23 protein-coding genes are annotated in these 25,109 nt (G+C 66.7%); 2 read left to right on the top strand and 21 right to left on the bottom strand.

Annotated elements, in window-relative coordinates; genetic code table 11:
• The 12 genes from nifN to nifH all read right to left on the bottom strand — a co-directional run bounded on the left by nifN (window position 1) and on the right by nifH (window position 14,528).
• Complete coding sequence (gene nifN / locus DNJ95_RS06115) at window positions 1–1,377, bottom strand: nitrogenase iron-molybdenum cofactor biosynthesis protein NifN (protein WP_131183844.1); 1,377 nt, start codon at window positions 1,375–1,377, stop codon at window positions 1–3.
• A 10-nt stretch (window positions 1,378–1,387) separates the two neighbouring features.
• Window positions 1,388–2,851, bottom strand: coding sequence for a nitrogenase iron-molybdenum cofactor biosynthesis protein NifE (nifE, locus tag DNJ95_RS06110; protein WP_131183843.1), 1,464 nt, complete (start codon window positions 2,849–2,851; stop codon window positions 1,388–1,390).
• 165 nt (window positions 2,852–3,016) lie between these two features.
• Window positions 3,017–4,396 carry a di-heme oxidoreductase family protein gene (locus DNJ95_RS06105; RefSeq protein ID WP_207388729.1) on the bottom strand — a complete coding sequence of 460 codons (1,380 nt, stop codon included), beginning with the start codon at window positions 4,394–4,396 and terminating at the stop codon, window positions 3,017–3,019.
• Window positions 4,397–4,405: 9 nt separating this feature from the next.
• Window positions 4,406–5,722 carry an ABC transporter substrate-binding protein gene (locus DNJ95_RS06100; RefSeq protein ID WP_131183842.1) on the bottom strand — a complete coding sequence of 439 codons (1,317 nt, stop codon included), beginning with the start codon at window positions 5,720–5,722 and terminating at the stop codon, window positions 4,406–4,408.
• 1 nt (window position 5,723) lies between these two features.
• On the bottom strand, window positions 5,724–7,757 hold the full coding sequence (locus DNJ95_RS06095) for a TonB-dependent receptor plug domain-containing protein (RefSeq protein WP_131183841.1): 2,034 nt from the start codon (window positions 7,755–7,757) through the stop codon (window positions 5,724–5,726).
• A gap of 476 nt (window positions 7,758–8,233) precedes the next feature.
• The gene (locus tag DNJ95_RS06090; protein ID WP_131183840.1) at window positions 8,234–8,959 is read right to left on the bottom strand and encodes a 4Fe4S-binding leucine-rich repeat protein; all 726 of its coding nucleotides are present in this window, start codon (window positions 8,957–8,959) and stop codon (window positions 8,234–8,236) included.
• Complete coding sequence (locus tag DNJ95_RS06085) at window positions 8,956–9,225, bottom strand: DUF6129 family protein (RefSeq protein WP_131183839.1); 270 nt, start codon at window positions 9,223–9,225, stop codon at window positions 8,956–8,958. The genes DNJ95_RS06090 and DNJ95_RS06085 overlap by 4 nt, the downstream gene beginning before the upstream one ends.
• 10 nt (window positions 9,226–9,235) lie before the next feature.
• The gene (locus DNJ95_RS06080) at window positions 9,236–9,979 is read right to left on the bottom strand and encodes a NifB/NifX family molybdenum-iron cluster-binding protein (RefSeq protein WP_131183838.1); all 744 of its coding nucleotides are present in this window, start codon (window positions 9,977–9,979) and stop codon (window positions 9,236–9,238) included.
• A 3-nt stretch (window positions 9,980–9,982) separates the two neighbouring features.
• The gene (nifT, locus tag DNJ95_RS06075) at window positions 9,983–10,201 is read right to left on the bottom strand and encodes a putative nitrogen fixation protein NifT (protein ID WP_131183837.1); all 219 of its coding nucleotides are present in this window, start codon (window positions 10,199–10,201) and stop codon (window positions 9,983–9,985) included.
• Window positions 10,202–10,329: 128 nt separating this feature from the next.
• The gene (nifK, locus tag DNJ95_RS06070) at window positions 10,330–11,901 is read right to left on the bottom strand and encodes a nitrogenase molybdenum-iron protein subunit beta (RefSeq protein ID WP_131183836.1); all 1,572 of its coding nucleotides are present in this window, start codon (window positions 11,899–11,901) and stop codon (window positions 10,330–10,332) included.
• A 104-nt stretch (window positions 11,902–12,005) separates the two neighbouring features.
• Window positions 12,006–13,487: a nitrogenase molybdenum-iron protein alpha chain gene (gene nifD / locus DNJ95_RS06065; protein WP_131183835.1), complete on the bottom strand. Its 1,482-nt coding sequence runs from the start codon at window positions 13,485–13,487 to the stop codon at window positions 12,006–12,008.
• A 147-nt stretch (window positions 13,488–13,634) separates the two neighbouring features.
• Window positions 13,635–14,528 (bottom strand): nitrogenase iron protein, encoded by an 894-nt coding sequence (gene nifH / locus DNJ95_RS06060; protein ID WP_131183834.1) that lies wholly within the window; start codon window positions 14,526–14,528, stop codon window positions 13,635–13,637.
• Between the two features lie 551 nt (window positions 14,529–15,079).
• Between nifH and DNJ95_RS06055 the strand changes: the two genes are divergently transcribed.
• Together DNJ95_RS06055 and DNJ95_RS06050 are read left to right on the top strand one after the other, a co-directional pair.
• Window positions 15,080–15,937: an SIR2 family protein gene (locus DNJ95_RS06055; protein WP_131183833.1), complete on the top strand. Its 858-nt coding sequence runs from the start codon at window positions 15,080–15,082 to the stop codon at window positions 15,935–15,937.
• 25 nt (window positions 15,938–15,962) lie between these two features.
• The gene (locus tag DNJ95_RS06050) at window positions 15,963–16,529 is read left to right on the top strand and encodes a hypothetical protein (protein ID WP_131183832.1); all 567 of its coding nucleotides are present in this window, start codon (window positions 15,963–15,965) and stop codon (window positions 16,527–16,529) included.
• A gap of 565 nt (window positions 16,530–17,094) precedes the next feature.
• Here the strand turns inward: DNJ95_RS06050 and DNJ95_RS06045 are convergent.
• The 9 genes from DNJ95_RS06045 to rsxC all read right to left on the bottom strand — a co-directional run bounded on the left by DNJ95_RS06045 (window position 17,095) and on the right by rsxC (window position 25,098).
• Window positions 17,095–18,033 carry an Rpn family recombination-promoting nuclease/putative transposase gene (locus DNJ95_RS06045; RefSeq protein ID WP_131183831.1) on the bottom strand — a complete coding sequence of 313 codons (939 nt, stop codon included), beginning with the start codon at window positions 18,031–18,033 and terminating at the stop codon, window positions 17,095–17,097.
• A 217-nt stretch (window positions 18,034–18,250) separates the two neighbouring features.
• On the bottom strand, window positions 18,251–19,828 hold the full coding sequence (locus DNJ95_RS06040; RefSeq protein WP_131183830.1) for a methyl-accepting chemotaxis protein: 1,578 nt from the start codon (window positions 19,826–19,828) through the stop codon (window positions 18,251–18,253).
• A gap of 109 nt (window positions 19,829–19,937) precedes the next feature.
• The gene (locus DNJ95_RS06035; protein WP_242671871.1) at window positions 19,938–20,654 is read right to left on the bottom strand and encodes a dinitrogenase iron-molybdenum cofactor biosynthesis protein; all 717 of its coding nucleotides are present in this window, start codon (window positions 20,652–20,654) and stop codon (window positions 19,938–19,940) included.
• On the bottom strand, window positions 20,638–20,874 hold the full coding sequence (locus tag DNJ95_RS06030) for a hypothetical protein (protein ID WP_131183828.1): 237 nt from the start codon (window positions 20,872–20,874) through the stop codon (window positions 20,638–20,640). The genes DNJ95_RS06035 and DNJ95_RS06030 overlap by 17 nt, the downstream gene beginning before the upstream one ends.
• Entirely contained in the window at window positions 20,864–21,130 is a 267-nt protein-coding gene (locus DNJ95_RS06025; protein WP_131183920.1) for an RnfH family protein, read from the bottom strand. The genes DNJ95_RS06030 and DNJ95_RS06025 overlap by 11 nt, the downstream gene beginning before the upstream one ends.
• A 20-nt stretch (window positions 21,131–21,150) precedes the next feature.
• Window positions 21,151–21,849 (bottom strand): electron transport complex subunit E, encoded by a 699-nt coding sequence (locus tag DNJ95_RS06020; protein ID WP_131183827.1) that lies wholly within the window; start codon window positions 21,847–21,849, stop codon window positions 21,151–21,153.
• Window positions 21,846–22,529, bottom strand: a complete 684-nt coding sequence (gene rsxG, locus DNJ95_RS06015) for an electron transport complex subunit RsxG (protein WP_131183826.1) — start codon at window positions 22,527–22,529, stop codon at window positions 21,846–21,848. The genes DNJ95_RS06020 and rsxG overlap by 4 nt, the downstream gene beginning before the upstream one ends.
• Window positions 22,526–23,632, bottom strand: coding sequence for an RnfABCDGE type electron transport complex subunit D (locus DNJ95_RS06010; RefSeq protein WP_131183825.1), 1,107 nt, complete (start codon window positions 23,630–23,632; stop codon window positions 22,526–22,528). The genes rsxG and DNJ95_RS06010 overlap by 4 nt, the downstream gene beginning before the upstream one ends.
• On the bottom strand, window positions 23,629–25,098 hold the full coding sequence (rsxC, locus tag DNJ95_RS06005; RefSeq protein WP_131183824.1) for an electron transport complex subunit RsxC: 1,470 nt from the start codon (window positions 25,096–25,098) through the stop codon (window positions 23,629–23,631). The genes DNJ95_RS06010 and rsxC overlap by 4 nt, the downstream gene beginning before the upstream one ends.
• Between the last annotated feature and the right edge of the window lie 11 nt (window positions 25,099–25,109).

Here is a 25,109-nt window from a genome sequence, read left to right as displayed (position 1 = left end):
TCAATGCCTCCAGTGCGATGGTTCGGTGGCGGGTTCCTGCGCGTAGATCGAGCGGTACGGGGCGATGCCCTGGTGCTGCCCGGCCAGCAGGTTGGCAAGATCGAAAAGCGCCTGCGCGGTGCCGCGGTAGCCGCTCCAGCAGCGCTGGAAGCCGCCGAGCAGGTCGTATTGCGGAAAGCCCACACGCAGCAGCGGCACGCCGAGGCGCTCGGCGCTGGCCAGCGCATGGCTGTTGCCGAGGAGCACCTGGGCGCGTTGTTCGCCGGCGGCCTGCTCGAGGTCCTCGAGGTCGCCGACCTGGATGCCGGGCAGCGGCGAAGCGGCCAGGGCCGGCGACCTGGCCGGCACCACGGCCGCCACGGTGCGCGCGCCCATGCCGCGCAGCAGGGCGTCGAAGCCGAGCAGCAGGTCGGGATCGGCGGCGATGGCCAGGCGTGCATCGCCGAGCATGAAATGGGTGTCGAGCATGCAGTCCTGCAGTTGCCGGCGTTGGCGCTGCCAGCGCTGCGGCAGCGGATTGCCGCTGATCTCGGCCAGCGCCATCAGCCAGGCGTCCACCTCATCCAGGCCGAGCAGCAGGCCGAAACGCCACTCGGGCACCCCGCTGCGCGCGGCCAGCGCATCGGCGGCGCCGGCGATGCTCTGCCCGAGCACCAGGGTCGCGGCGCTTTGCGCGGCCATGGCCAGTTCGTCCAGGCTCAGCCCGCCGCTGGTCAGCGGATTGAAGGGCTCGTCGTCCAGGTGACCGTCGAGGGCGCCGGACAGGTCGGGGATCAGCAACGGGCGCAGGCCGAAGCTCTCGATGCTGTCGCAGACGAACTCCAGGTCGCCGGGGGTCAGGTTGGCCGAACAGAGCACGTTGACCTGGCGCGGCCGCTGGCCGACGCGGCTGCGGTCCTCGGGCAGCAGGGTCTCGACGATCGCCTTCAGCGCCGTGGCGAAGCCGCTCTCGAAGCAGCCGGAAAAGTCCGGCGTGGCGACCGGCACCACGGCCACCTCGGCGAACTCGGGGTATTGCTCGCGGAACTCGTGCAGCGCCCGGCCCAGGTCGCAGCCCTGGGTTTCCGCCAGGCCGGTGCTGAGCAGGCCGATGATCGCCGGGCGCTGCTTCTCGCTGATCGCCCTGAGCGCCTCGACGATGTTCTCGTCGGCGCCCATCACCGAGCTGACCTGGTCCATCGCCGTGGTCTGCAAGGGCACCGGTTCGCGGAAGTGGCGGACGAAGAACACCTTGGCGAACGCGGTGCAGCCCTGGGAGCCATGCATCAGCGGCATGCTGCGGGCGAAGCCGAGGAAAGCCAGGGCGCCGCCCATGATCTGGCTGGCCTTCAGCGGGCTGACGGCCAGGGCTTTCTTGCGGTTGACAATCTCGGCCATGACGCCCTCCTCAGCCGTTGGCAACGTGCGCGGTGGCGACAGGCGCGTCCGCCAGCCGGGTATCCGCGGCCGGCTCCGGGCCAGCGGCCACGGCGGCGATCCGCGACCAGGGCGCCGGGCGGCGTACCGCATCCCACACAGGGCTTTCCAGGGTCAGGCAGAGCTGGCGCACCAGCTCCAGCATGCCGTCGTAGCCGGCGTAGCCGAATTCGCGCTCCTGGTTGATATCGAGGAACGGGATACGCGCCTTCAGCGCGGTGTACATATTGCGTCCGCCAGCGATGAGGATATCGGCGCGGTACTCCTCCACGGTCTTGAGCAGTACCCGGGGATTGCCCTCGTCGAGCATCTTCACCTCGTCGCCCATCAGTTCGCGGATGCGCGCCTTGTCCTCCTCGGTGGATTTCTTGGTGCCGGTGGCCACCACCTTCATGCCCAGGTCCTGCAATGCCGAGATCACCGACCAGGACTTGACCCCGCCGGTGTAGAGCAGCACGCGCTTGCCCCGCAGGCGTTCGCGCCAGGGTTCGAGGGCGGCGCGGATACGCGCTTCCTCGCGCTCGATCAGCGCTTCGGTACGCGCCGCGAGGTCGGCGTCGCCGATCAGCCGGGCGAAGTCGCGCAGCGCCTGGGAGGTGTCGGTGATGCCGTAGAAGCTGCCTTCGAACCAAGGCGCGCCGTAGCGCTCCTGCAACTTACGGCCGACGTTGAGCATGGCCTTGGAGCAGACCATCATGTTCACCTCGGCGGCATGCATGGCCTGCACCTGGCGAAAGCGCGCGTCGCCGGACAGGCTGCAGAGCACGCGCAGGCCCAGTTCGTCGAACAACGGCAGCACATGCCAGAATTCGCCGGCGATGTTGTACTCGCCGATCAGGTTGACGTTGTGCACGCGGATGCCTGGCCGCTCGCTGCCCGCTGGCAGCGGGTCGGGCTCGCGGGTGCCGATCACGTACTTGAGCATGGCCTCGCCGGCGATACGGTTGCCGAGGTTCTTGGTGCCGTAGAAACCGGCGCCGTCTACCGGCACCACCGGGGTGGCGAAATGCTCGCCGGCGGCCTTGCAGATAGCCTCGATATCGTCGCCGATCAGCGCCGGCACACAGGTGTTGTAGACGAATACCGCCGCTGGCGCGTAATCGCGCACCGCCTGGCCGATGGCATGGAACAGGCGCTTCTCGGCGCGGCCCATGATCACGTCCTGCTCGGTGAGGTCGGTGGTCATGCCGATGCGGTACAGCTCGGGGCCGCTGGAGCGGGTGCCACGGTTGTCCCAGGAACTGCCGGCGCAGGCGATAGGGCCGTGGACGATATGCGCCACATCGGCGATCGGCATCAGCGCGATCTGCGCACCGTCGAAGGCACAGCCGCCATCGGTGGCGCCCGGCTTGGGCTTGGCGCAGCCGGACTTCTCCTTCTTGTTGTGAACGCAGGCGGGCTCGTCGAGCAGTTCGACAATGTCCTTGGCTTTCATCGCATCCCCTCCGGTTCGTCGATGCAACGGATAACGAGCCCTTTGCAATGCCCATACCAAAGGTCAACCGACTGTTTTTAAAGGATTTTTAATTTATACTCGTTGTAGCAAACATGCCCTGGTGTCGGCTTTGCGACAGACACCACTGGATGCAAATGTTCATTTTCAGAGCGAACGCAGAAACGCCAGCAGCGCCTCCCGCTCGACGGCACTCATCGCCCGTACCGCCTCGCGGGCGCCGGCCGCCTCGCCGCCGTGCCAGAGGATGGCCTCGAGCAGGCCACGGGCGCGGCCATCATGCAGCAGCAAGCCATGCCCGTTGACCGTCGCCAGCAGGCCGATACCCCACAGTGGCGGGGTGCGCCACTGGCGACCGCTGGCCAGGTAGTCGGGGCGGCCATCGGCCAGGCCTTCGCCCATGTCGTGCAGCATCAGGTCGCTGTAGGGGTGGATGGTCTGCCCGGCCAGGGCCGGCAATTCAGGGAAGGCGCCGGTGCGCAACATCGGCCGGTGGCAACTGGCGCAACCCGCCGTGGCGAACAGGCGCTCGCCACGGCGCACCCGCGGCTCATCGACATCGCGCCGCGCCGGCACCTGCAGCGCGTAGTGGTAAAGGGTCATCGCATCCAGGGCCGGCCCGGACAACTCGGGGTGGCGGTCCGCGTCCCAGGCGCGGCAGGCCGCTTGCGGCGGCGGGCAGTCGGGCTCGGGGAACAGTGCCGAGGTAATGCCCAGGTCGCCGGCCATGGCGCTGGCGATCTGCTGGCGCAGGCCCGGCTGGTTGGCCTTCCAGCCGAAGCGGCCCAGGGCCACTCCTCCCCGCGCCCGGTCCCATACCCGGTTGGGCATGCCGGCCACGCCACGCCCTTCAGCGCGCTGCTGCCTGGCGATGGCGAGGATATCCGCCTCGGACACCGCTTCGAGCAGGCCTAGGCCGAAGATCGGCGGCGCCACCCGCAACGAAGTCAGCAGTCGCGGATGCAACGGGCCGAAGGCCAGTTCGCGGAAGGCCGGGACGGGCCGCCGCAGCTCGACCCGGCTGCCGTCCGCCAGGGTTTCCTGGTGGCTTCGCCACTGCAGCCAGGCCTCGCCCTCGCCGGGCACGCCAGGAACGCCGTGCTCATTGAGCTGCTCGCCATAGTTCGGCTCGGCCAGCGGCCCGCCATGGGCGTCCTGGCCAGGAATGGACAGGCGCACCAGCATCGAGCGCATCGGCTCGGCGACCGAAGCCGGCGGTTCGCCACGGCCATTGCGCGGGTGGCAGGACAGGCAGGACGGGCGATTGTAGGTCGGGCCAAGGCCGGCCAGGTCGCTGTCGAGGCTGGGCGAAACCACCCAGGTGGCGCGGACCAGTGCGCGCCCCTCGGCGAGTCGCTCGTGCAGCGCCTCTGGCACCCGTTCCCAGGCCAGCCGGGTATAGGCCGAACGACCGTCGTCGGCCAGGGTGAATGCGCCACCGGCGCGGGGTGGCACGCCTGGCGCGGCGCCGGCGAGTTGGGCGATGGCCGCCAACAGCAGCATGCCCAGGGACTTGCCAGTGTGCATATGGCAACCTCAGCGCGCGGCTTGCCGCAGGGCGGCACGGGCGGCGGCGATACGGGCATCCACGGCGGCCATCCACTCGGCCTCGCGGCGCGTGCGCAACGGCTCGGACGCCGTGGTCGGATTCGCGAATGCCTGGCGCAGCTCGCTATCGGCCTGCTCGGCCAGGGCCATCGGCGCAGCGGACAGCAGTTGCCGCGCCCGCAGGAGCGCCGGGTGCTGCGCCTGCCCGCCGCCCTCGGCCTGCTGCAAACGCCGCCAGAGCTCCACCAGTTCGTCGTTGCGCCGCACCAGGGCGATGTCGAACAGCGCCGCCACCAGGCCCTGGCGGGCGCGGCCAAGTTCGCCGTCGTAGCCGAGGCTGTCGCTGGCGAAGGGCTGCGCCGGCAGCTCGACGCTCAGGTACAGCGCCTTGCGTACCGGCAGGCGGCGCACGTCCGGGTGCAGCAGCAGGCGCTGGCCGGCATCGGAGAGGGCGAAGTCGACGAAGGCGCGGGCGCCGGCCGGGTTCGGCGCATCGGCGAAGATGGCGATCTGCGCCGGATTGTAGAGGGTCCTGCGCGGATAAGCGAAGGCCACCGGAGCGCCATCGGCGATGGCGCGGGCGGCGAAGAAGTCGATGGTCATGCGCGCCGCGACGCGGCCTGCGGCGACATCGTCGGCATCCGCGCGATTGCCCCCGCGCCCGGCCAGGGCGCCGTTGCCGGCAATCGCCGCGAGCAGCGCCCAGCCCGCGTCCCAGCCCTCGCCCTGCAGCAGCGCCTCGACCAGCGCCGGGGCGAAACCGACCCGCCCGGGAATCGGCATCTGCACCTGGCCCTGGTAGGCGGCAGCGGCCAGTTCGCGCCACTCGAGCGGCGCCTCCAGGCCCAGGCGAGCGAGCGCCTCGCGGTTGTAGGCGATGCCGTAGCCGACCAGTTCGAAGGCAGCGAAGTAGCCCTCGGCATCGCTGATCGGACTGCCGCCGACGGCGTCCGGCAGCGCCTCGCGGTCCAGCTCCAGGCGAAGCAGCCGCCGCTGGTCGCGCAGCGCGGCGAAATTGCCCGGCGCGGGCGCCCAGTAGACATCCACCTGGCCCCGTTGCCGCCGTAGCCAGGCCAGGGCGTCGGCCGACTGGCGCCACAGTATCTCGACCCGCTTGCCGGGGTGCCGCGCCTCGAACGCGGCCTGGTAGCGGACCGTGAGTTCTTCCGGGTAGCTGGTCAGCACCCTGACCCTGTCGCCGGCCCGGGCCGCGCCGCTGGCGGCGAGCGCCAGCAGGACGGCCAGGGCCAGGAGGCGTTGCACGGTCACCCGCATGCCTGTGCTGTGCAGTGTGGTGCGGTGCATGTCAGAAACTCCAGCGGCTGGCGACGATGAAGTTGCGTCCTTCCTGGGGATAGCCCACCGACGTCTCGTAGTCCTTGTCCAACAGGTTGCGGCCGCTCAGGGCGAGCTGCCAGTCCGGAGTGATGTCGTACTCCAGCCTGGCGCCGAGCAGCAGGTATTCCCCGGTCCTGCGGTAGCCGCCCTCGAAGCTCGACCAGCGGTCGGCGGCGTATTCCAGGCTGGGCAGCAGCCGCAGCCGCTCGCCCGCCTGCCAGATGGCGTAGGCGAAGGCGCTGTGCCGGGGGCTGGTTTCCAGGCGCGCGGCGGAGTCGTTAGGATCGTCTACTTCACTGTCGATATAGCTGTAGTTGCCGCCGACCTGCAGGCTGGACGACAGTTCGGCGCTCAGGGCCAGTTCGAAGCCCTTGTAGGTGGCTTCGCCGAGGTTGCGGTTCTGGCCGAACCAGCCGGAATCGGCGGGGTCCGGGGCGTCGTACCAGACGTCCAGCGAATGGATGGCGTCCTTGACCCGGTTGTGGAAGATCGCCGCCTCGCCGCGCAGGCCGGGGAGGATCTGGTCGCTGATCGCCAGTTCGATGTTGAGGGCGCGTTCCGGCTCCAGGGCGGGGTTGGAAATCGCCCCGCCGAAGCGTGACGAGAACCGCTCGAAGATGGTCGGGAAGCGGGTACGGTCGGACACCGAGAGATTCACCTTGCCCGAGTCGCGATAGCGGTAGATCAGCGCCCCTTGGTAGTTGCTGGCATGGCTGTCGGAGGTCGGCTGGGTGAAGAGTCCATCGCCCGCGCGGTAGTCCTCGGCCTTGTCCGTGGAACGCTCGTCGCGACTTATGCCGAGCACCAGGTCAAGCCGGGGGGTGATGTGCCAGGTATCCTCCAGGGCGATGGAGACGATGTCTTCCTGGTTGGTGTGCTTGGGTTCGACGAAGCCGCTGGAATGGGTGAGCTGCCATTCGTCATGTTCGTCGCGGCGCCAGTGGGCGGCCAGTTTCAGGGTCTGGCCGGGCAGGAAGGTGGTGCCGAACTCCAGGCTGGCGCCCATGGCGTTGTCGTCGTAGTAGCTGGTCCAGTTGCGCGTGCCGTCGTTGCGGTAGGCCACCAGGTCGTTGACGAATTCATTGTAGTAGGCCCGGCTCTTCAGGTAGTTGTGTTCGCCCAGTTGGGTGTGCGACAGCCAATACAGGCTTTCCACGTTCCACTTCGGCCAGTCCCACCATTGGGTGTTGCTGCGGGTGGACGAGGCGCGGGTTTTTTCTCCCTCCTGCTTGACGTAGTTGAGCGAGTACTCGTCGGTGTCGTTCGGCGTGAAACCGAACTTGAGGCCCACCCGCCAGTCCTCCTTGCCGCTGTTCTCGCGCTTGCCGCCATCCTCGTACTGGCGGTTGCGAACCTTGAAGTCGTCGGCCAGGTACCACTGGTCGATGTCGCGCTGCTGGGCATTGGCCTGCAGGTAGAACGTCTGCTGCCGGCTGCCGATGCTGGCATAGGTGGTGTTGCCGTTGTAGCGACCATCGTTGGAGAAATAGGCCGAGCCGCGCAACTCGCCCTCCAGTTCCCTGGTCGGTTTGCGGGTCACCAGGTTGATCGCGCCACCCATGCCATCCGGGCCGTTGAGCACCGACACATAGCCCTTGGAAACCTGTATCTCGGCCAGGTCCGGGGTGAGGAAGCGGTCGAAGTCGATACGATTGTCCGCCGGCAGGTAGAGGCGGATGCCATCCATGTACAGCGGCACCTGCCAACGATCGAAGCCGCGCACGCTGATGGCCGCCTCGTTGCGCTGCCCGGAACCCGGCGTTGCGCTCACGCCCGGGATCAGGTTGAGCGCATCCGGCAGGCTGTCCTTGTTGAAATTCCACAACTGCTCGCTGTCCAGTGTCGCAGTGGCGAGCGGCTGCTCATCCGCGGCCGGTGCGCTGACGGCCAGTTGGCCGAGGGTGAAGACGCCGGCCGAAGCCTGGTCCCCGGCGCTGCAGAGAAAACTCTGCAGCGCCAGCGGGAAACCGACGGCCATGAAGCGAAGTGATGATCTGTTCATATTGCTCCTCGTCAGGGGTGAATCGCCGGGCTGGCAGTGCCCGTAGCGCCCAGCACACGAGGTAGCAATATGTATTCCACTATATATAAGTAAGTTTGCTCAACGAAATCACCGCACCATGCCCGCTATTGCGCCCCGTATCGCCGCCGTAGAATTCCCCAGACTGCTTATTTTTTAAAGATAAGTTATTGATTTTTAACTTATTAATTTATTTTAACGAGTAACGAAAGGCGATACGGTATAACGGCGCGCAGCAACTGGCACGCAACTGGCGCACGCCCTCATTGCATCGAATACGACATTTCGCCGCTTAATTGTAGTTAACACTACATATATAAAACCGACACGGGACACGGGTTCGGGGACACGCTGGCGCAGGGTACGCCGTGCGCACCAGGGGTGGCTGGCAACGTTGATCGTCCAGGTGCGCATGGCGCCCTCTACAAGCCGTCGCCACCCACCGCGACAGCGGATCGTCAAACGCCCTGCAGGCGCTCGTCGAGCGCCCGGCGGACTTCCGGGTCGTGTTCGTCGAGCCGGCGCAGGGCCGCCAGCGGGGCGTTTTCCACCGCCGCCAGGCGTACCGTCCAGTCCGGGTCGTGGAGCAGTTCCAGCAGGTCCTCGCCGCGCAGCCGCGAGGCGACGATACGGCGGATTTCCGGTTCGGCATCGAACATCATCAGCCCCAGGCTTTCCTCGGGCAGGCGCTGGGCCACGCGCTTGCGCACCTCGCGGTCCGCATCGCGCATGAAGCGGAACAAGCGCCCCGGGGCGATGCGCTGTACCACGTAGCCGCGCACCAGGTAGTCCGGGTCCTCGGCCATACGCTCCAGTTGCTCGGGGGGCAGGCGGTCGGCCACGGTGATCCGTACTTCGCGGTCCTCGTCGTGCATCAGCGTGGCGAGTTGCTCGCGCGGCAGGCGATAGGCCACGGCACGGCGCACCACCTCGTCGCTGTCATCGACCAGCCGCACCAGTTCCTCGAGCGGGGCGTAGCGCACGGCGATGGCGCGCCGCTCCCAGAATGGGTCGGCCAGGTACTGCACCGCCACCTGCGGGGTGTTGCGAAAGAAACGGTCGATCTGCCGGCCGCTCTGTGCCGCCACGCAACTGTCGCCGGGGGTGCAGCGCCCGGCCGCCAGCAGGCTGGCGCGGAAACTGCAGTCGCGGCAATCGGCGATGGGCACCTGCAGGCCGCTCATTCGCCACAGACCTCCGCCAGGACGATACCGGAGGCGGCCTCGGGATCGTTGGTCAGTACCGAGCAATGCGTACTGGAGTTGACCAGGTAGAGGTTGAAATGCGGCCGCTCGGCGATGGGCCTGGCGTTGGCCGGGATATCGTCGTCCATGCAGACGGTGAAATGCACCCCCGGATGCCTGCTGCGCAGGCGTACCAGCAACTCGTCGTCCAGCGTGTTCCGTTCGGCCTGGCGGATCACTTCGTCGATCAGTCTCTGCTCGATCATGCTTGTCTCCTCATTCCCGCTCGTCACTGTCGAAACGCAGGCGCTGGCCGGACTCGACGCCCATGGCCTTGGCCAGCCAGGGTGGCGGCGCACTGGCCAGTACCTGCTGCAGTTCCTCGATCACCTCGGCCACCGGCATCGGCGCGGGCACCTTCACCGGATGCACCCCGGCACGGATCACCTTGGCCGCCGCCGGCCCGCCGATGCTCAGGGTGTAGAGCAACTGGCAGTCCTGCAGCAATTCGGCGCGAAGGCTGTAGCGATCCTCGTCCTCCCCCGGCGCGTCCGGCTGGCGCAGGGCGATCAGGCGGCTGGCGCTGGGCGATATCTGGTAGATAAGGAATCGCGTACAGGAGCCGAACCTGCCGTCCAGTTGTTCGCCTCGCTCGGAGGCGCAGGCGATGCGCACCGAGTCGCGCAGTTCGCCCTCGCGGTACGGCAGCGGCCTGGGCAGCGGTTCCTCGGGCATGCGCACGCCGCGCCCCTTGAGCAAGCCGACCACACGCTGCAACTGCTGTTCGCTGATCGCCAGCGGTAACTCCAGTTCACCGGCCAGGGCGATCAGCCGCGCCCGCAAGCGCGCGGCCCGCAGCTTGCTCAGGCGCGTCTCGGTGATCGGCTCGCCGCTGACCGCCAGCACCGCCTGCAGCAGGTGCGCGGTGTCCAGGCCTTTCAGTTCGCGCGCCGCCAGGGCGATACGCAGTGCCAGGTGGGGCGGTAGTTGTGGCCGCCGCAGGGCAACGCGCACGGCCATCGCTCACTCACCGCTGCGCCTGGCGCGCAAGGTGATCGGCAGTTTCGGCGGCGCCGGCAGGGGGTCGAGGTAATAGCTGGAGCCGTCGGTCAGGGAGACCTCGCCGCCCCAGCGCTCGGGGCCGTCATGCTCCAGGGAAAGGACGATTTCCTCCTGGTCTTTCTTGGCGATGTAGAACGTCAGTTGGCCATTCTTGTTGCGGTTGATCATGACACTGGGCATGACACTCTCCAGGGGATTAAAACGTCCGCCGGGCGCGGGAGAGCACGTTACCCGGCCCGACGGACAAAAAGGGGACGGCCGTGGCGCATGTGGCGCCCCGGCCGCGGGTGCCTGCCTGGCAGTCGCCGTCAGCGCACCAGGTCGTAGTTGTAGTCGGTGGACTGCATGCCCCGGGTTTCCTCGTCCAGGCGTTCCAGCACGGCGTTGACCAGGGTGGTCAGGATCTGCATGGCGCCTTCGTAGCCGAGGGTGGTCTGGCGATGCAGGTGGTGGCGGTCGAAGATCGGGAAACCGAGACGGATCAGCGGCACCTCGAATTCCTTGCCCTTGTGCAGCGTGTCGCGCTGGATGAACTTGCCGTAGCTGTTGCCGATCATGAAGTCCGGCTTGTCGGTGAACACCAGCGAGCGCATGTGCCAGAGGTCCTTGCCGGTATGCACGGTGCCGCTCTTGCCATAGGGCGAGCTTTCCAGCAGCGCCTCGACGGCTTTCTTCCAGCGCTTGTTGCCGTTGTTCGCCAGGATGTGCACCGGCTCGGCGCCCAGCTCCAGCAGGAACTTGACCATGCCCATGACGAAGTCCGGGTCGCCCCACAGGGCGAAGCGCTTGCCGTGCAGCCAGGTGTGCGAGTCGGTCATCATGTCGACCAGGCGACCGCGCTCCTTGGCCAGGCTGTCGGGGATTTCCTGGCCGCTGAGTTCGCTGACCTTCATCAGGAATTCGTCGGTCCAGTCCAGGCCCATGGGGATATTCAGCTTGGGCACCGTGTGCTGCCAGGTGCCTTCGACGAGCTTCCTGGTCTTGTCCAGTTGCCAGGGTTGCAGGAGCAGGGTGCTGATGGCGTTCGGCGCGTCCTTGATCTGGTCCTGGGTAGTGCCGCCGGCGTACATGCGGAACTGGCCGTCGGCCGGGGTATCGAGCACTTCGTCCGGATCGGAGAGGAAGCTGTAGCCGACGTCCATTTCCTTGAGCATGCGCTTGATCACGCGGAAGTTGCCCAGGTAGGTCTCGAAGCCCGGCACGATATTGAGCTTGTGGTTGCTGCCCACCACCTTGTCGTCCATGGTCTTCAGGGTGAAGTAGCGGGCGATGCCTTCGAACATGTTGTCCCAGCCGGTGACGTGGCTGCCGACGAAGCTCGGCGTGTGGGCATAGGGCACCGGGTAGTCGTCCGGGACGAAACCGTCCTTCTTGGCGTTGTTGATGAAGGCATTGAGGTCATCGCCGATGACCTCGGCCATGCAGGTGGTGGACACCGCGATCATCTCGGGCTTGTAGGTCGCCTTGCAGTTGGCCAGGCCGTCCTTCATGTTCTGCTGGCCGCCGAACACCGCCGCGTCCTCGGTCATGGAGTCGGAGACGCAGGAGATCGGCTCCTTGAAATGGCGGTTGAAATAGGTGCGGAAGTAGGCCACGCAGCCTTGCGAGCCGTGCACGTAGGGCATGGTCTTCTCGAAGCCGAGGGCGCACAGCACCGCGCCCAGTGGCTGGCAGGCCTTGGCCGGGTTGATGGTCAGCGCCTCGCGCTGGAAGTTCAGTTCCTGGTATTCCAGGCTGGTGCTCCAGGCGAAGACTTCGTCGATCTTCTCCTGCGGGTGCTTCTCCTCGAAGTCGTCGCGCTTGCGCGCGAGCATGTCCTTGTATTCGTCGTCGCGGAACAACGGATAGCTGGGTTTGATGTTGTCGGCTTGCTGGCTCATGATGCTCTCCTTCTTCGCCCCACTCATCTGTGACGGGCGATCATGGATGCCGGCCGCGGGCTGGCCCGCGGCGGGACGTTTCACGGTTGGTAGTGGCCACCTGTTCAGGCGCTGGCGGCGATCTTCCCGGCTGCTTCGTCGCTTTTCTGCCAGGGCGCCTGCAGCTTCTTCCAGCACGGATTGTTCAGGGTCATGTCCATGTCGCGGGCGAAGATGGCGAAGCCGTCGAAGCCGTGGTACGGGCCGGAATAGTCCCAGGAGTGCATCTGCCGGAAGGGCACGCCCATTTTCTGGAAGATGTACTTTTCCTTGATCCCGGAGCCGATCAGGTCGGGCTTGACCTTCTTCACGAACTCCTCGAATTCGTAGCCGGTGACATCGTCGTAGAGCAGCGTGGCGTTGCCCATTTCCTTGAGGGTGCGGTCGTAGTCGTCGTTGTGGCCGAACTCGTAGCCGGTGCCGACCACTTCCATGCCCAGGTCCTCGTAGGAGCCGATCACATGGCGCGGGCGCAGGCCGCCGACGTAGAGCATCACCCGCTTGCCTTCCAGGCGCGGACGGAACTTGGCGATCACCGCCTGCCACTGCGGCTGGTACTTGGCCAGCACTTCCTCGCATTTGCGCTGGATGTGCTCGTCGAAGTGGGCGGCGATGGCACGCATCGACTCGGCGGTCTTGGTCGGGCCGAAGAAGTTGTACTCCATCCACGGGATGCCGTACTTCTCTTCCATGTGCCGCGAGATGTAGTTCATCGAGCGGTAGCAGTGCACCAGGTTGAGCTTGACCTTGGGCGTCAGCTCCATCTCGGCGATGGTGCCGTCGCCGGACCACTGGGCGACCACGCGCAGGCCCATTTCCTCCAGCAGGATGCGCGAGGACCAGGCGTCGCCGCCGATGTTGTAGTCGCCGATCACGGCAACGTCGTAGGGAGTGGACTGGAAGCTGGTGTCGTCGTCGCGCTTGTCCAGCACCCAGTCACGGATGGCGTCGTTGGCGATATGGTGGCCGAGGGACTGCGATACCCCGCGGAAACCCTCGCAGCGTACCGGCACCACGGTGGTGTCGTACTCGGCGGCCTTTCTCTTGGAGACGGCCTCGATGTCGTCGCCGATCAGGCCGATCGGGCATTCCGACTGCACCGAGATGCCCTTGTTCAGCGGGAACAGCGTCTCGACTTCGTCGATCAGCTTGGCCAGCTTCTTGTCGCCGCCGAAGACGATGTCCTTCTCCTGGAAATCCGAGGTGAAGTTCATGGTGACGAAGGCGTTCACACCGGTGGTGCCGATGTAGTAGTTGCGCCGGCCGGCCCGCGAGTACTGGCCACAGCCCACCGGGCCATGGGAAATGTGGATCATGTCCTTGATCGGCCCCCAGACCACGCCCTTGGAGCCGGCGTAGGCGCAGCCACGGATGGTCATCAGCCCCGGCTGGGACTTCTTGTTGGAGGTGATGCACTTCTTCGACTGCTCCAGCGACGGGTCGTTGGGCGACAGGTGCTTGGCGCGGTCCTTGCGGGCTTTCTCGGGATAGACTTCCAGGACTTCCTGGATGAGGGACTCGACCTCTTCGCGTGACATACCGGACATGGTATGACCTCCTCTTGCCTTGCGTTCATATGCGGGTAGCGGAGCCCTCGCGGCGCGAGCCTCCGACAGGGCCAATCCGCCCTGCCCCGTCCTGCGAGCCCGCTCCACGGCCCGGCTGGGCCGTGGAAGGCTCTCTGAAGCGTGCGATCAGACAGCGGCTGCTTCGGCGGCCAGTTCGGCGGCGGTCTTGCCGACGATCGACTCGTCCTCCACTTCCATGACGCCGAACTCCATCAACAGGTCTTCGAGTTCGTCCATGGTGATGGGGGTCGGGATGACCAGCTTCTTGTTGTTGACGATCTTGCTCGCCAGTTGCCGGTACTCTTCCGCCTGCTTGGCCGTCGGGTCGTACTCGATGACGGTCATGCGGCGGATCTCGGCGCGCTGGACGACGTTGTCGCGCGGTACGAAATGGATCATCTGGGTGCCCATCTTCTCGGCCAGGGCCATGATCAGTTCGTCTTCGCGGTCGGTGTTGCGGCTGTTGCAGATCAGCCCGGCCAGGCGCACGCTGCCGGAGTTGGCGTATTTGACGATGCCCTTGGAGATGTTGTTGGCCGCGTACATGGCCATCATCTCGCCGGAGCAGACGATGTAGATTTCCTGGGCCTTGTTCTCGCGGATGGGCATGGCGAAACCGCCGCACACCACGTCGCCGAGCACGTCGTAGAAGACGAAGTCCAGGTCATCCTCGTAGGCGCCTTCCTCTTCGAGGAAGTTGATCGCGGTGATCACCCCGCGGCCGGCACAGCCGACGCCTGGCTCGGGACCACCGGACTCGACGCACTTGATACCGCCGTAGCCGGCCTTGAGCACGTCCTCCAGCTCCAGGTCTTCCACGGTGCCGGCCTCCGCCGCCATTTCCATGATGGTGTTCTGGGCCTTGGCGTGCAGAATCAGGCGGGTCGAGTCGGCTTTCGGGTCGCAACCGACAATCATCACCTTCTTGCCGAGTTCGGCCAGGGCCGCCACGAGGTTCTGGGTGGTCGTGGACTTGCCGATCCCACCCTTGCCGTAGATAGCGCATTGACGCATTGCCATAATTAAGTTCCTCAGGTTTCGTTTCCACATGAAATGTACGTGGGCTATAGGCACGAACAAGCCTGCGCAACATGGCAAGTGCAGTCTTTGTGCCAGCGCTTTTATCGAATCCCAAGCAACTGTTTTAAAAAGAAATTTTATATACGCAAGGGCCATCTGGCGGCAGTGGCATACACAACAAAAAGCGCTCCCTGTCGGTGCCAATGGCAACAATCCAACAACCAGGGCGTTACCCGGCGGGCGTCTCGATCAAAGGGCTCGAGGCTGGACGAAAGAGCCGGCTCATGCGTTAGCCGCTCCTCCTGTTTCCCGATCGGCATCAGTCTCAGCGCCCGCTCTTCGTTCAGCCTCCAGCTTTCCAGCGCTCTTTATCGGCTCTTTTCGGCCTTCCCCAGCCTGTGGCAAACCCGACAATTTGTCGCGAACACGCCGTTCCATGAGCCGCCTGAACGGCCATCAATCACTTATATTTCAATTAGTTGTACATCCTTAGGCGATTGGCGTAGATATTGCGGAGCACTCCTGCGAACCCCCGATAGCAGGAGAGTCCCGTGAACAGCAGTCCGATGCAGGAAATACTGGCCGGCCTGGAAGCTGGCGACAGCGTTCCCTACCTGGGCCCCGGCGTGCTGCGCGGGGTGGTCGATCGCCACTCCGGCCAACCGATCCCCGCCGACAGCGACAGCCTGATCCTGGCCATGACCGGCGGCCAGCCGATGTCGCCACGGCTGATGTACGAGTTCCCCCGGGCCGCCATGCACCTGGAGAACAAGAAGGGGCGCAGTTTCATCGAGCGCTTCCTGAGCCAGACCTACGGCGGCGACGACTGGACGCCCTCGCCCTTCCACCAGTGGCTGGCCGACCTGCGCCTGCCCTACGTGATCGACTGCAACCGCGATACCCAGTTGCAACGCTGCTACGCCGACCGCGCCCATACCCTGGTGGTCGGCTGTGCCCGCCTCGGCGCCAGCCAATACCGCTTCGAGCTGTACCAGTTCGACGCCGGGCAGTACCGGAAGATCGGCCTGGAACAGGTCGACAGCGAGCAGCCAGTGCTGTTCAAGCCGCTCGGCACGCCGCTGCCCAAGCCCAGCTACGTCGCCTCGGACGCCGATTTCGTCGACTACATCACCGAGCTGATGGGCGGCTTCGCCGTGCCGCCCTGGCTCAAGCTGCAGCGTCGCGGCAAGCGTTACCTGTTCCTCGGCATGCGCTTCAACCGCGACACCGAACGCATGCTGATGAGCGACCTGATCCACGACGCCGCGGCCGACGCCGGCTGGGCGCTGATCGACGGACCGAGCGAGAAGGAACGCAAGGTCTGCCAGCGCAAACACCTGCACCTGATCGAGGACGACTGGCCAACCCTGTTCGCCCTCGCCGCCCCCGACGCCGCCAAAGTGGCTTGATCCCAACGACCGGAGAACCCCCGATATGCTGCTGAACACCTACGAAGCCCGCAATCTGCTGTGCAACCTCAGCTTCAACGGCGCCACCAGCCAGGCCGATACCCATGCCTTCCGCGGCGACCTGGTGCTGGAGGAAGGCGATATCGCCGACGATTCCGGCCGGCGCATGCCACCGAAATCCGTGGTCAAGCAGGCCGTGCTGCTGGCCAGCGGCGACAAGCTGCTGATGGCCGCCGGCATCCTCGTCGAACTGAACCTGCTGCCACTGTTCATCCAGCATTACCGCGGCGACCTGGCGCCCGGCATCCGCGTGCTGTTCTACGTGGAAAACCTCGGCAAGGCGCTACGGGTCGACCTCGATGGCGTGGACATCATCCTGCTGCCGCACCCCGATGGCGGCGCGGTATGGAACACCCTGATGGACGACCTGCGCCTGGACAAGGACGACTTCAAGGGGCAGAGCGCCGAAGACAAGGTCATTACCGTCTACCAGACCCTGCTCGACTTCCAGCCGAAACTCGACAGCCCCAGCTACGAGGAAGCCCTCGGCCACACCATCGCGCCGCGCCGCGCCGCACGCGGACCGGTCTGAGCGACAGGTTGGACCCCACCTTAGGCCGATAAGCCAGGCTCCCCCGTGCTCCCGGGGGAGTTCCTTTTCGACGAGCACCCCACCCTCTCCTGCCGAGTGCCCGCCGGCATGCCGGCGCAAGCCGCGTTGCGCCCGCGCGCAGTGGCACAGGGTGCGCCCGCGCACCAGGCATTCACACAGCAACGCACGACTGTCCGGAATGATTAATGCCCGAGCATCAGTAAGCCGGTTGCAATTCCATTTCGCGCTTTCATGCCCGCACTGTCGATAGCGCCCCTGTGCGGATGCCAGGCCTTTCCACGGCCCCGTCCCGAAGTGCTCTCTTAGCCTGGGTCGAGCGCAGCGATACCCGGGGCACGCATTCGATGGTATCGCTACGCTCGACCCATCCGCACTGTCGATCGTGATTTCAGCTAGGCGGGCCGTTCCCTTCCCAGCTTGCGGGCTATGCGGTGTACCCATCTGTCCGCGTCCGGCGAGCCCCCTCTCCCCCCCGCGGGCTACCGTATGCACACAAGCCCGTGGATGCTCTGTTGGCGGTCAAGCGTTCCACCCTGCGCAGGCCCTACCCCTTGATACCATCCGCCCCGAACACTTGCTCCCACTGCTCGGCGAACAACACCCGCTCGGACCAGGTGGTCAGTGTGGCCTCATCGGCGCTTTGCAGGCGCTGTTCGAGCGCATCGGGAAGCGCGCCGAACTTGAGCTGCAGCAGGCGACGCAGGGTGTCTGTACGGCCTTCGATCTTTCCTTCGATCTTTCCTTCGATTTTTCCCTCGGCCTTGCCTGCCAGACGCCCCCTGGCTTCTGCCTCCGCCTTTTCCGTCACCTCGTCATGCAGCGCGCGCTCACGCACGAAGGCCAGGCGCCGGGCTTCGTCATCGTCGGAGAGTGCTTGCAGGCGCGCGTGGGCCTTCTTGACTGCCGGGCTTTCGATGCTTTGCATGAGGACGTCCTCCTGCCAGTGCTTCAAATAGAGGATCCAGTCTGCCAGAGTGCTGCCACCTTGGGAATGCAGGCGGTCGGCCTTGGGCAGCTCGATCAGGTGCAGTTGCAGGCTGCGGTCCAGGCGTATCTGCGGCCGTTGCCGGTCGCGCAGTTCGAAGGCCCAGCAGGCCTGTTGCGCCTCGAACAGGTCGAAGTCCATCAGGTGGATGCCGATCACCGGTTGCATCCGCTGGTAGCCATCGCCCGCCTGCAATTGCCGGCCCAGGTTGCGCGCCAGGTAGTAGAGGCTGCGCGAGGGCCAGCCGGCGTGGTTGCGGGTCTGCATCTCGATATTGAACAGTTGCCCGGTCTGGTCGCGGGCGAGGATGTCCAGCACGATGAACTTGCCGGTCAGCTCCTCCGGGGCGATCTGCGGGTTGAGTACCTGCAGCTCGACGATCGGTGGCTCGTCGCTGCGCACGGCGTTGATCAGGTCGGCCAGCAGATCCGGCGCCTCGGCGAACAGGCGCTTGAAGATGACATCGAGCTTGGGGTCGAGCAGGGGCTGTCCGGGCACGGCGGGCATCCTTGTCGCTGATGGATGCCTGGACTGTATCGAGTCTGGCCAGGACAGACCGTGAAGCCGTTCACAATTGGAACACGCCAGTAGGGATGGTTCCTCGCAAAGGGCTCCGTGGATATGTGCATAGGGTAGCCCCCGCGGGAGAGGGCCGGGGAGAGGGGGCTGCCGCCAGGCAGTCCGGCGGATCGGGCGGGCGCGACGCCCCCTGCTCTCAGCGCCCCAGGCTGGCGATAAAATGGCTGGCCAGGGTGTTGAGCCGCTCGACCTGCCGGCTCAGACGCCCGGACTCGTGCTCGGCGGCCTCGCTGGCGCCGATGGCCTGCGTCGCGCTGTCGCGCAGTACCTGCACCTGGCGTTCGGTCTGCACGCTGATGCTGGCCTGCTCGCGCATGGCATCGTCGACGCCGATGGCCAGTTCGTGGATATGCCCGATCGAATCGAGAATCCGCCCCAGGGCGCGATCGGTCTCGCCAGCCAGTTCGACCGTGTGCGCGGAAGACTCCACGCCCCTGGCCATCACCCCCACGCAGGCGCGCGTCTCGGCCTCCAGGCCGAGGACGATATCGCGGATCTCGTGGGTCGAGTCATGGGTGCGCCGCGCCAGGCCGCGCACCTCGTCGGCGACCACCGCGAAACCACGCCCGGAGTCGCCGGCGCGGGCCGCCTCGATGGCAGCGTTCAGGGCCAGCAGGTTGGTCTGCTCGGCGACCGCGCCGATCACGTCGACCACCTTGACGATGCTCTCGCTACGCTGGGCCAGGGTGGTCACGGTGCGCTGGGCGTCATGCAGGGCCGCCACCAGTTGGTCGATGGCCCCCATCATCCGGTCCAGTTGCTCGCGCCCCTGCAGCGCGGCCTGGCGCGAGTCGCTGGAAGCCTGCGCACTGTGGGTCGAGGCCTGCGCCACCTGGCGCTGGCTTTCCAGCATACGGCCCATGGCCTCGGCGATGGCGTCCACGTCCTGCCCCTGGCCAAGGATCGCCTGGCTGGACTGGGCGATGAAGGTGTCGCTGCGCGAAGTCGAGCGCTGCAGGGAACGGCAGGTGTTCTCCAGGCGGGCGACGATCGCGTGCAGCTCCGAGGTACGCACGTGCTGGGCATGCTCGATACTGCCCAGCTCATCCATGCGCCCACTGTACAGGTAGGTCATCAGCGGGCTGCCGCTGCCTTCCCGGGCACCGCTGGCCAGGCGGCGCAGCGGCGCCAGCAGGCCGCCGACGACGAGCATGGCGAGGGCGGCGGACAGCAGCGTCGGGGCCGCCGCGCCGGCCCCGCCCTGCCAGCCGGCGAACAACCCCAGGCACACCCCTGGCAGCCCTGCCGCCAGCACCAGCCTGGCGGACCAGGGCAGGTGCACACGGCGTACGCGCCAGGGCAGGCGCCCCGCGGCCATCGCCGCGTAGAGCCGCTCGGCACGCTGCCGGACCAGAGGATCGGGTTGCGTGCGCACCGACTGGTACTCGATCACCCGGCCATCCTTCATGGTCGGCGAGACGTAGGCGTCGACCCAGTAGAAGTCGCCGCTCTTGCAGCGGTTCTTCACCAGCCCCTTCCAGGAGCGCCCGGCACGAATGGTGCGCCACATATCGGCGAATGCCTCGGCGGGCATGTCCGGGTGGCGGATCAGGTTGTGCGGCTGGCCGATCAGTTCCTCGCGACTGAAGCCGGACACCGCGACGAAATCGTCGTTGACGAAAGTGATGATGCCGTGCAGATCGGTGGTGGTGATCAGGTGGACATCGCGGGGGTACTCGACCTCATGCGAGGTCAGGGGTTGGTTGTTGCGCATGGGGTTCGCCTCCACTGCTCGATGCGGCAAATGCCAGGGCGTCACCGCAGGGCCCGCGGCCCGGCGCCGAGCGCGCCGGGAACGACGCGCGACGCACGGCACAGCGGGTTCAGGCGAAAACCGTCGGTTCCGACAGGGCGAAGCGCACTCGTTGCTCGGCGGCCACACCGAGCAGCTTGGCCAGCCAGGGCGGCGGGTTGCCGGCCATCACCCGCTGCAGCTCGGCGATCACCTCGCCGGCCTGGCCACCATCGCCGCGCTTGATCGGATAGATGCCGCCCTTGACCACCTTGGCCGCCGCCGGACCGCCGATGGAGACCACGTAGAGCACCTGGCAATCACCGATCAATTCGGCGCGAAAGGCGTTCCTGTCCTCGGCCAGGTCCGCCTCCAGGGTCGAGCGCACCGCCACCAGCGCCTGGCTCCCCGGGGAGACCTGGTAGACCAGGAAACGCAGGCAGGAACCGAAGTGGCCGTCCAGGCGCTCGCCGTTGTTGGAGGCGATGGCCACCCGGATCGAGCCCTCCGGCAGGCTATCCGGCCGCACCGGCCGCGGCAGCTCCTCGCTGACATTCTCGCCCCAGAGAATACGCACGGCGTCCTTCAGCGCCGGCAGGCCGATAGCGCTGTCCTCGCCGCCCTCCTCGCCGTCGCTGCCGGCGAAGCCGTTCTTCAGGTCGGTGACAGTGATGGTCTGCAGGCTGTCCTGGTTCAGTTCGCCGTCAATCCGCTGCTGCAGAATATCCAGCAGGCGGGCGACGCCGACACCGGGCAGCACGCGCGCAGCCAGGGCGATACGCAACGCGGTCTCACGGTTCATGCTCATGGGGCTGTCCATCGGTCTCTCCTCGGTCGGTGGTCGGGGTATGCGCCACGGCAGCGCATGCGCCCCTGACAAGCCGTTTAAAAACTACCTGCGTTGCCATCGCGGCGTTAAAAACAGGCTCAGAATGCTCATTTACAATGCGTAAACTGCGCTTCTTCGCCTGTTTTTGCCTTGCGCTGGCTGCCTCGCCAACGTTTTTCAACGGCTTGTTAATCGTCATCATCCTCATCGTCGTCGTCATCGAGAACCCGCGTGATGCGCTGGTAGATCTCCACGCGGTCCCCTTCCTTCAGCGGACTGTCGAGCTTGACGAACTTGCCGTACACGCCGACTTTCTGCTTGCGCAGGTCGATCTCCGGGCAACAGCTCAACAATCCGGATCGCTCTATGGCCTGCTCCACGGTGCAGCCGTCCTCGACCCGGCAGTTCAGTGCCAGCGGCTGCCGGGCGTTGGCGTAGACCACGCAAACGTTCAGCGCTTCTGTTCCGGCCTGGCTCATTGCAGCACCACCAGTTCGCCGCTGCTGCTCAGGCGCCGGGCGGCCTGCCGGCGGTCGAGCAACCGCTTGGCGGCCAGCAGGAAGCCCAGCACGATGAACGCCCCGGGTGGCAGGATGGCCAGCAGGATGCCCTGGAAGTCGGCGATCAGCGTGGTCTCCAACCAGCGGAAACCGTCGCCGAGCAGCAGCGAGGCCTGGGCGAACAGGGTGCCGCTGCCGAGCAGTTCGCGGATGCCGCCGATCAGCACCAGCACCCAGGTGAAGCCCAGGCCGATGCCGAGGCCGTCGATCACCGACGGCAGCACCGGGTTCTTCAGGCAGAACGCCTCGGCGCGGCCGTACACCGCGCAGTTGGTGGTGATCAGGGCGATGAACAGGCCGAGCACCTTGTACAGTTCGTGCATCCAGGCGTTGATCGCCATGTCCAGCAGGGTCACCACGCCGGCGATGATGCCGATGATCACCGGGGTGCGGACTGCCTGGGAGATGGTATGGCGCAGCGCGGAAATCAGCGCATTGGTCAGCATCAGCACCAGGGTGGTGGCCAGGCCCATGCCCAGGCCGTTGGTGGCGCTGGTGGTGACCGCCAGCGCCGGGCACAGCGCCAGCAGTTGCACCAGGGCGATGTTCTGCCCCCAGAGCGCCCCGCCGAGTTGACGCAGCAGCGGGCTGGAATTGGACGTCGGCTGGCTCATGGTCTGGCCTCCTGGATCTTCTCGGCGAACGCGTCGCCCTGTTCCTGCTGTACTTGCAGGGTCTGCAGCACCGCGCGGACGATGGCCCGCGGGGTGATGGTAGCGCCGGCGAACTGGTCGAACTGGCCGCCATCCTTTTTCACGCCCCAGGCGGGCAACGGCGTATTGGCCAGCGACAGGCCGTCGAAGCGGGTGATCCAGTCGCTCCTGGCCACTTCGATCTTGTCCGCCAGCCCCGGGGTTTCCTTGTGCCCGAGCACCCGCACGCCGAGGATGGCGCCGCCCCGCTCCACCGACACCAGCAGGGTGATCGGCCCGGCCCAGCCGATCGGGCTGATCTGGAACACCAGTGCGGTCAGTTCGCCGCTGTTGCTGGCCGGGTAGACCTGCACCTGGCCCAGCCGGGCGTCCTCCAGGGTGAAGGCCTCGCCCAGCGGGTCGTTGTCGTACAGCGCATCGGGCAGCACCTGGCGCAACATCGCCAACTGGTCCTGCTGCCGGCTGGCGGCGATCTGTTCGCGGGTGGCAAGGTCGCCCAGCATCAGCAGCAAGACCGCCGCGCCGCAGACGATGCCCAGGGACAAGCCCTGGTAACCCACCCGGCTGCGCCAGCGCGCCAGCCGCGATGGCTCGGGCTCGCCCAGGGCGGCCGGTAGACTATCCTGCGTGGTCGGGTTCATACCTTGTCCACCTCCTTGACCCGGCGCGTCCACTTGGCGGCCACCAGTGGCTTGCCCCGGACACTGCGGCCATAGGCCCGCGGTCGCCAGTAACGGTCGATCAGCGGGGTCAGCGCATTCATGAACAGCACGGCGAAAGCCAGCGCCTCGGGGAAACTGCCCCAGGTGCGGATGACGTACACCAGCAGCCCGCAGCCGATACCGAAGATCAGCCGGCCACCGCGGCTGATCGGCGACGTGACCGGATCGGTGGCGATGAAGAAGGCCCCGAGCAACAGCCCGCCGCTGCTCAGGTGATAGAGCGCGCCGGGGTAGCGCAGCGGCTCGACCTGATGGGCGAACAGCGCCAGCAGCGCGATGCTCGCCAGCATGCTCAGGGGGATTTCCCACTGCACGATACGCAGTGCCAGCAGCCACAGCCCACCCAGCAGGATCAGCAGTTCGGAGGTCTCGCCCAGGCTGCCGGCGCTGGTACCGATCAGCGCCGGCAACAGGGCGAAATCGTTCGCCAGGATATCCTCGGCGCTGCGGTTCAGGGTCAACTGGGTCTTCAGGTCGCCGAGGGCGGTGGCACCGGCCACACCGTCGGCTGGCAACGCCCCGCCGAAGGTGATCGCCAGGGACTCGACAAAGCCCGGCGCGCCGAGGCTGCCCAGGGGCTGTGGCAGGACCCAGGTGGTCATCTGCAGGGGAAAGGCGATCAGCAGCGCGACCCGCGCCAGCATCGCCGGGTTGAACGGGTTCTGGCCGATGCCGCCATAGATCTGCTTGCCCACGGCGATGGCGAAGGCACTGCCGCCGACGCCGATCCACCAGGGCGCCCAGGGCGGCAGGGACAGCGCCAGCAGCCAGCCGGTGAGCAGCGCCGAACCATCCAGCAGGCGCCGCTGCGGCTGCCCCAGCAGGCGCAGGCAGACGGCTTCGCTGAGCAGTGCGCTGGCGCAGGTGAGCAGCCACAGGTTGAACGCCGGCCAGCCGAACAGGTACAGCCCGAACAGCGTGGCCGGCGCCAGGGCCAGGCACACGTGCAGCATGATGCGGTTGACCGAGGAGCGGTCATGGGCGAACGGCCCCGAGGCGACACTGGCGATCAGACCGTTCATGGCCGTACCTCCTCTGCGGATGACTGGTGCTGGCGGGCCTTGGCGGCCTTGGCCGCCTTGGCCGCGGCGCGGGCGGCCTCCTCCTGGGCCAGGCGCGCGGCGCGCGCCTCGGTCATCTGCTTGATCCGCTCGTTCTTGCGTGCCGCGTTGCGCCGCTCGTCCTGCCGCCCCATGGCGTACTGGAAGTAGTGCACCAGCGGGATATGCGACGGGCAGACGTAGGAACAGCAGCCACACAGGATGCAGTCGCGCAGGCCGTATTGGCTGGCGCCGTCGAGGTCGTCCGCGCGCGCATGAAGCGCCATTTCCAGTGGCGCCAGGCCCATCGGGCAGGCGTCCACGCAACGTGCGCAGCGGATGCATGGCGCCGACTCCTGGTGCGGCACCTCATGGCGATCCAGCGCCAGCAGGCCGGCGGCGCCCTTGATCAGCGGCACCTCGGCGGACGGCAGGCGCACCCCCATCATCGGCCCGCCGAGCAGCAACTGGCGGGGCTCGCGCAGCAGCCCGCCACAGGCATCCAGCAGCGCCTGGGCCGGCGTACCGATCAGCGCCTCCAGGTTGCGCGGGCTGCCCACGCAGCCGCCGGCCACGGTGACCACCCGCGAGATCAGCGGCCGGCCATGGCGCAAGGCCTGCTGGATGGCGTACACGGTGCCGACGTTGTGCACCAGCACGCCGACCGAGGTGCTGCGCGCGCCGGCCGGCACTTCGCGACCGGTGACCTGCTTGATCAGTTGCTTGGCCGAGCCCATCGGGTACAGCGCCGGCACCGCCTGGACCTCGATGGCGCCGTAGGGCTCGCTGGCGGCGCGCATGGCGGCCAGGGCCTCGGGCTTGTTGTCCTCGATGGCGATGACCACCTGCCAGGAACGCAGGATGTGCTGGATCAGCCGCGCACCGTCGACGATGGCCTCGGCGCGCTCGCGCATCAGGCGGTCGTCGGTGGTCAGGTAGGGTTCGCACTCGCTGCCGTTGATCAGCAGGATCTTGATCTCGTGGCGGGTGCCCTGCTTGAGCTTGACCGCCGCCGGGAAGATCGCCCCGCCGAGGCCGACCACACCGGCCTTGGCGACCTTGTCGGCGAGGGTCAGCGGGTCGAGGGCAAAGGGATCGTCCGCTACCTCCAGGTCGATCCAGCGCTCCTCGCCGTCGCATTCGAGAATGATGCCGTTGGCCTTCAGCCCCGAGGGGTGCGGCGCCAGGATGGAGCCGATGGCGATGATGCGCCCGGAACTCGGCGCATGCACCGGCGCCGACAGTTCCGAGGGCGAACGCGCCAGCAACTGGCCCTTGAGCACACGCTCACCGGCCCTGACCAGTGGCAGCGCCTCGGCCCCGGCGTGCTGGCGCAGCGGCAGGTACAGGTGCGGCGGCAGTGCCAGGCGGGCGATGGGCAGTGCCGCGGAGCGATCCTTGTGGGCGGACGGGTGGATCCCGCCGTGTCTGCGAGCGAAGTCGAACATCGAAGGATTTC

Source organism: Stutzerimonas kirkiae (assembly GCF_004327335.1).
In the GTDB taxonomy this organism is placed as follows: Bacteria; Pseudomonadota; Gammaproteobacteria; order Pseudomonadales; family Pseudomonadaceae; genus Stutzerimonas; species Stutzerimonas kirkiae.
The sequence above is the reverse complement of the archived record's forward strand: the minus strand, read 5'-3'. Positions and strand labels throughout refer to the sequence as shown.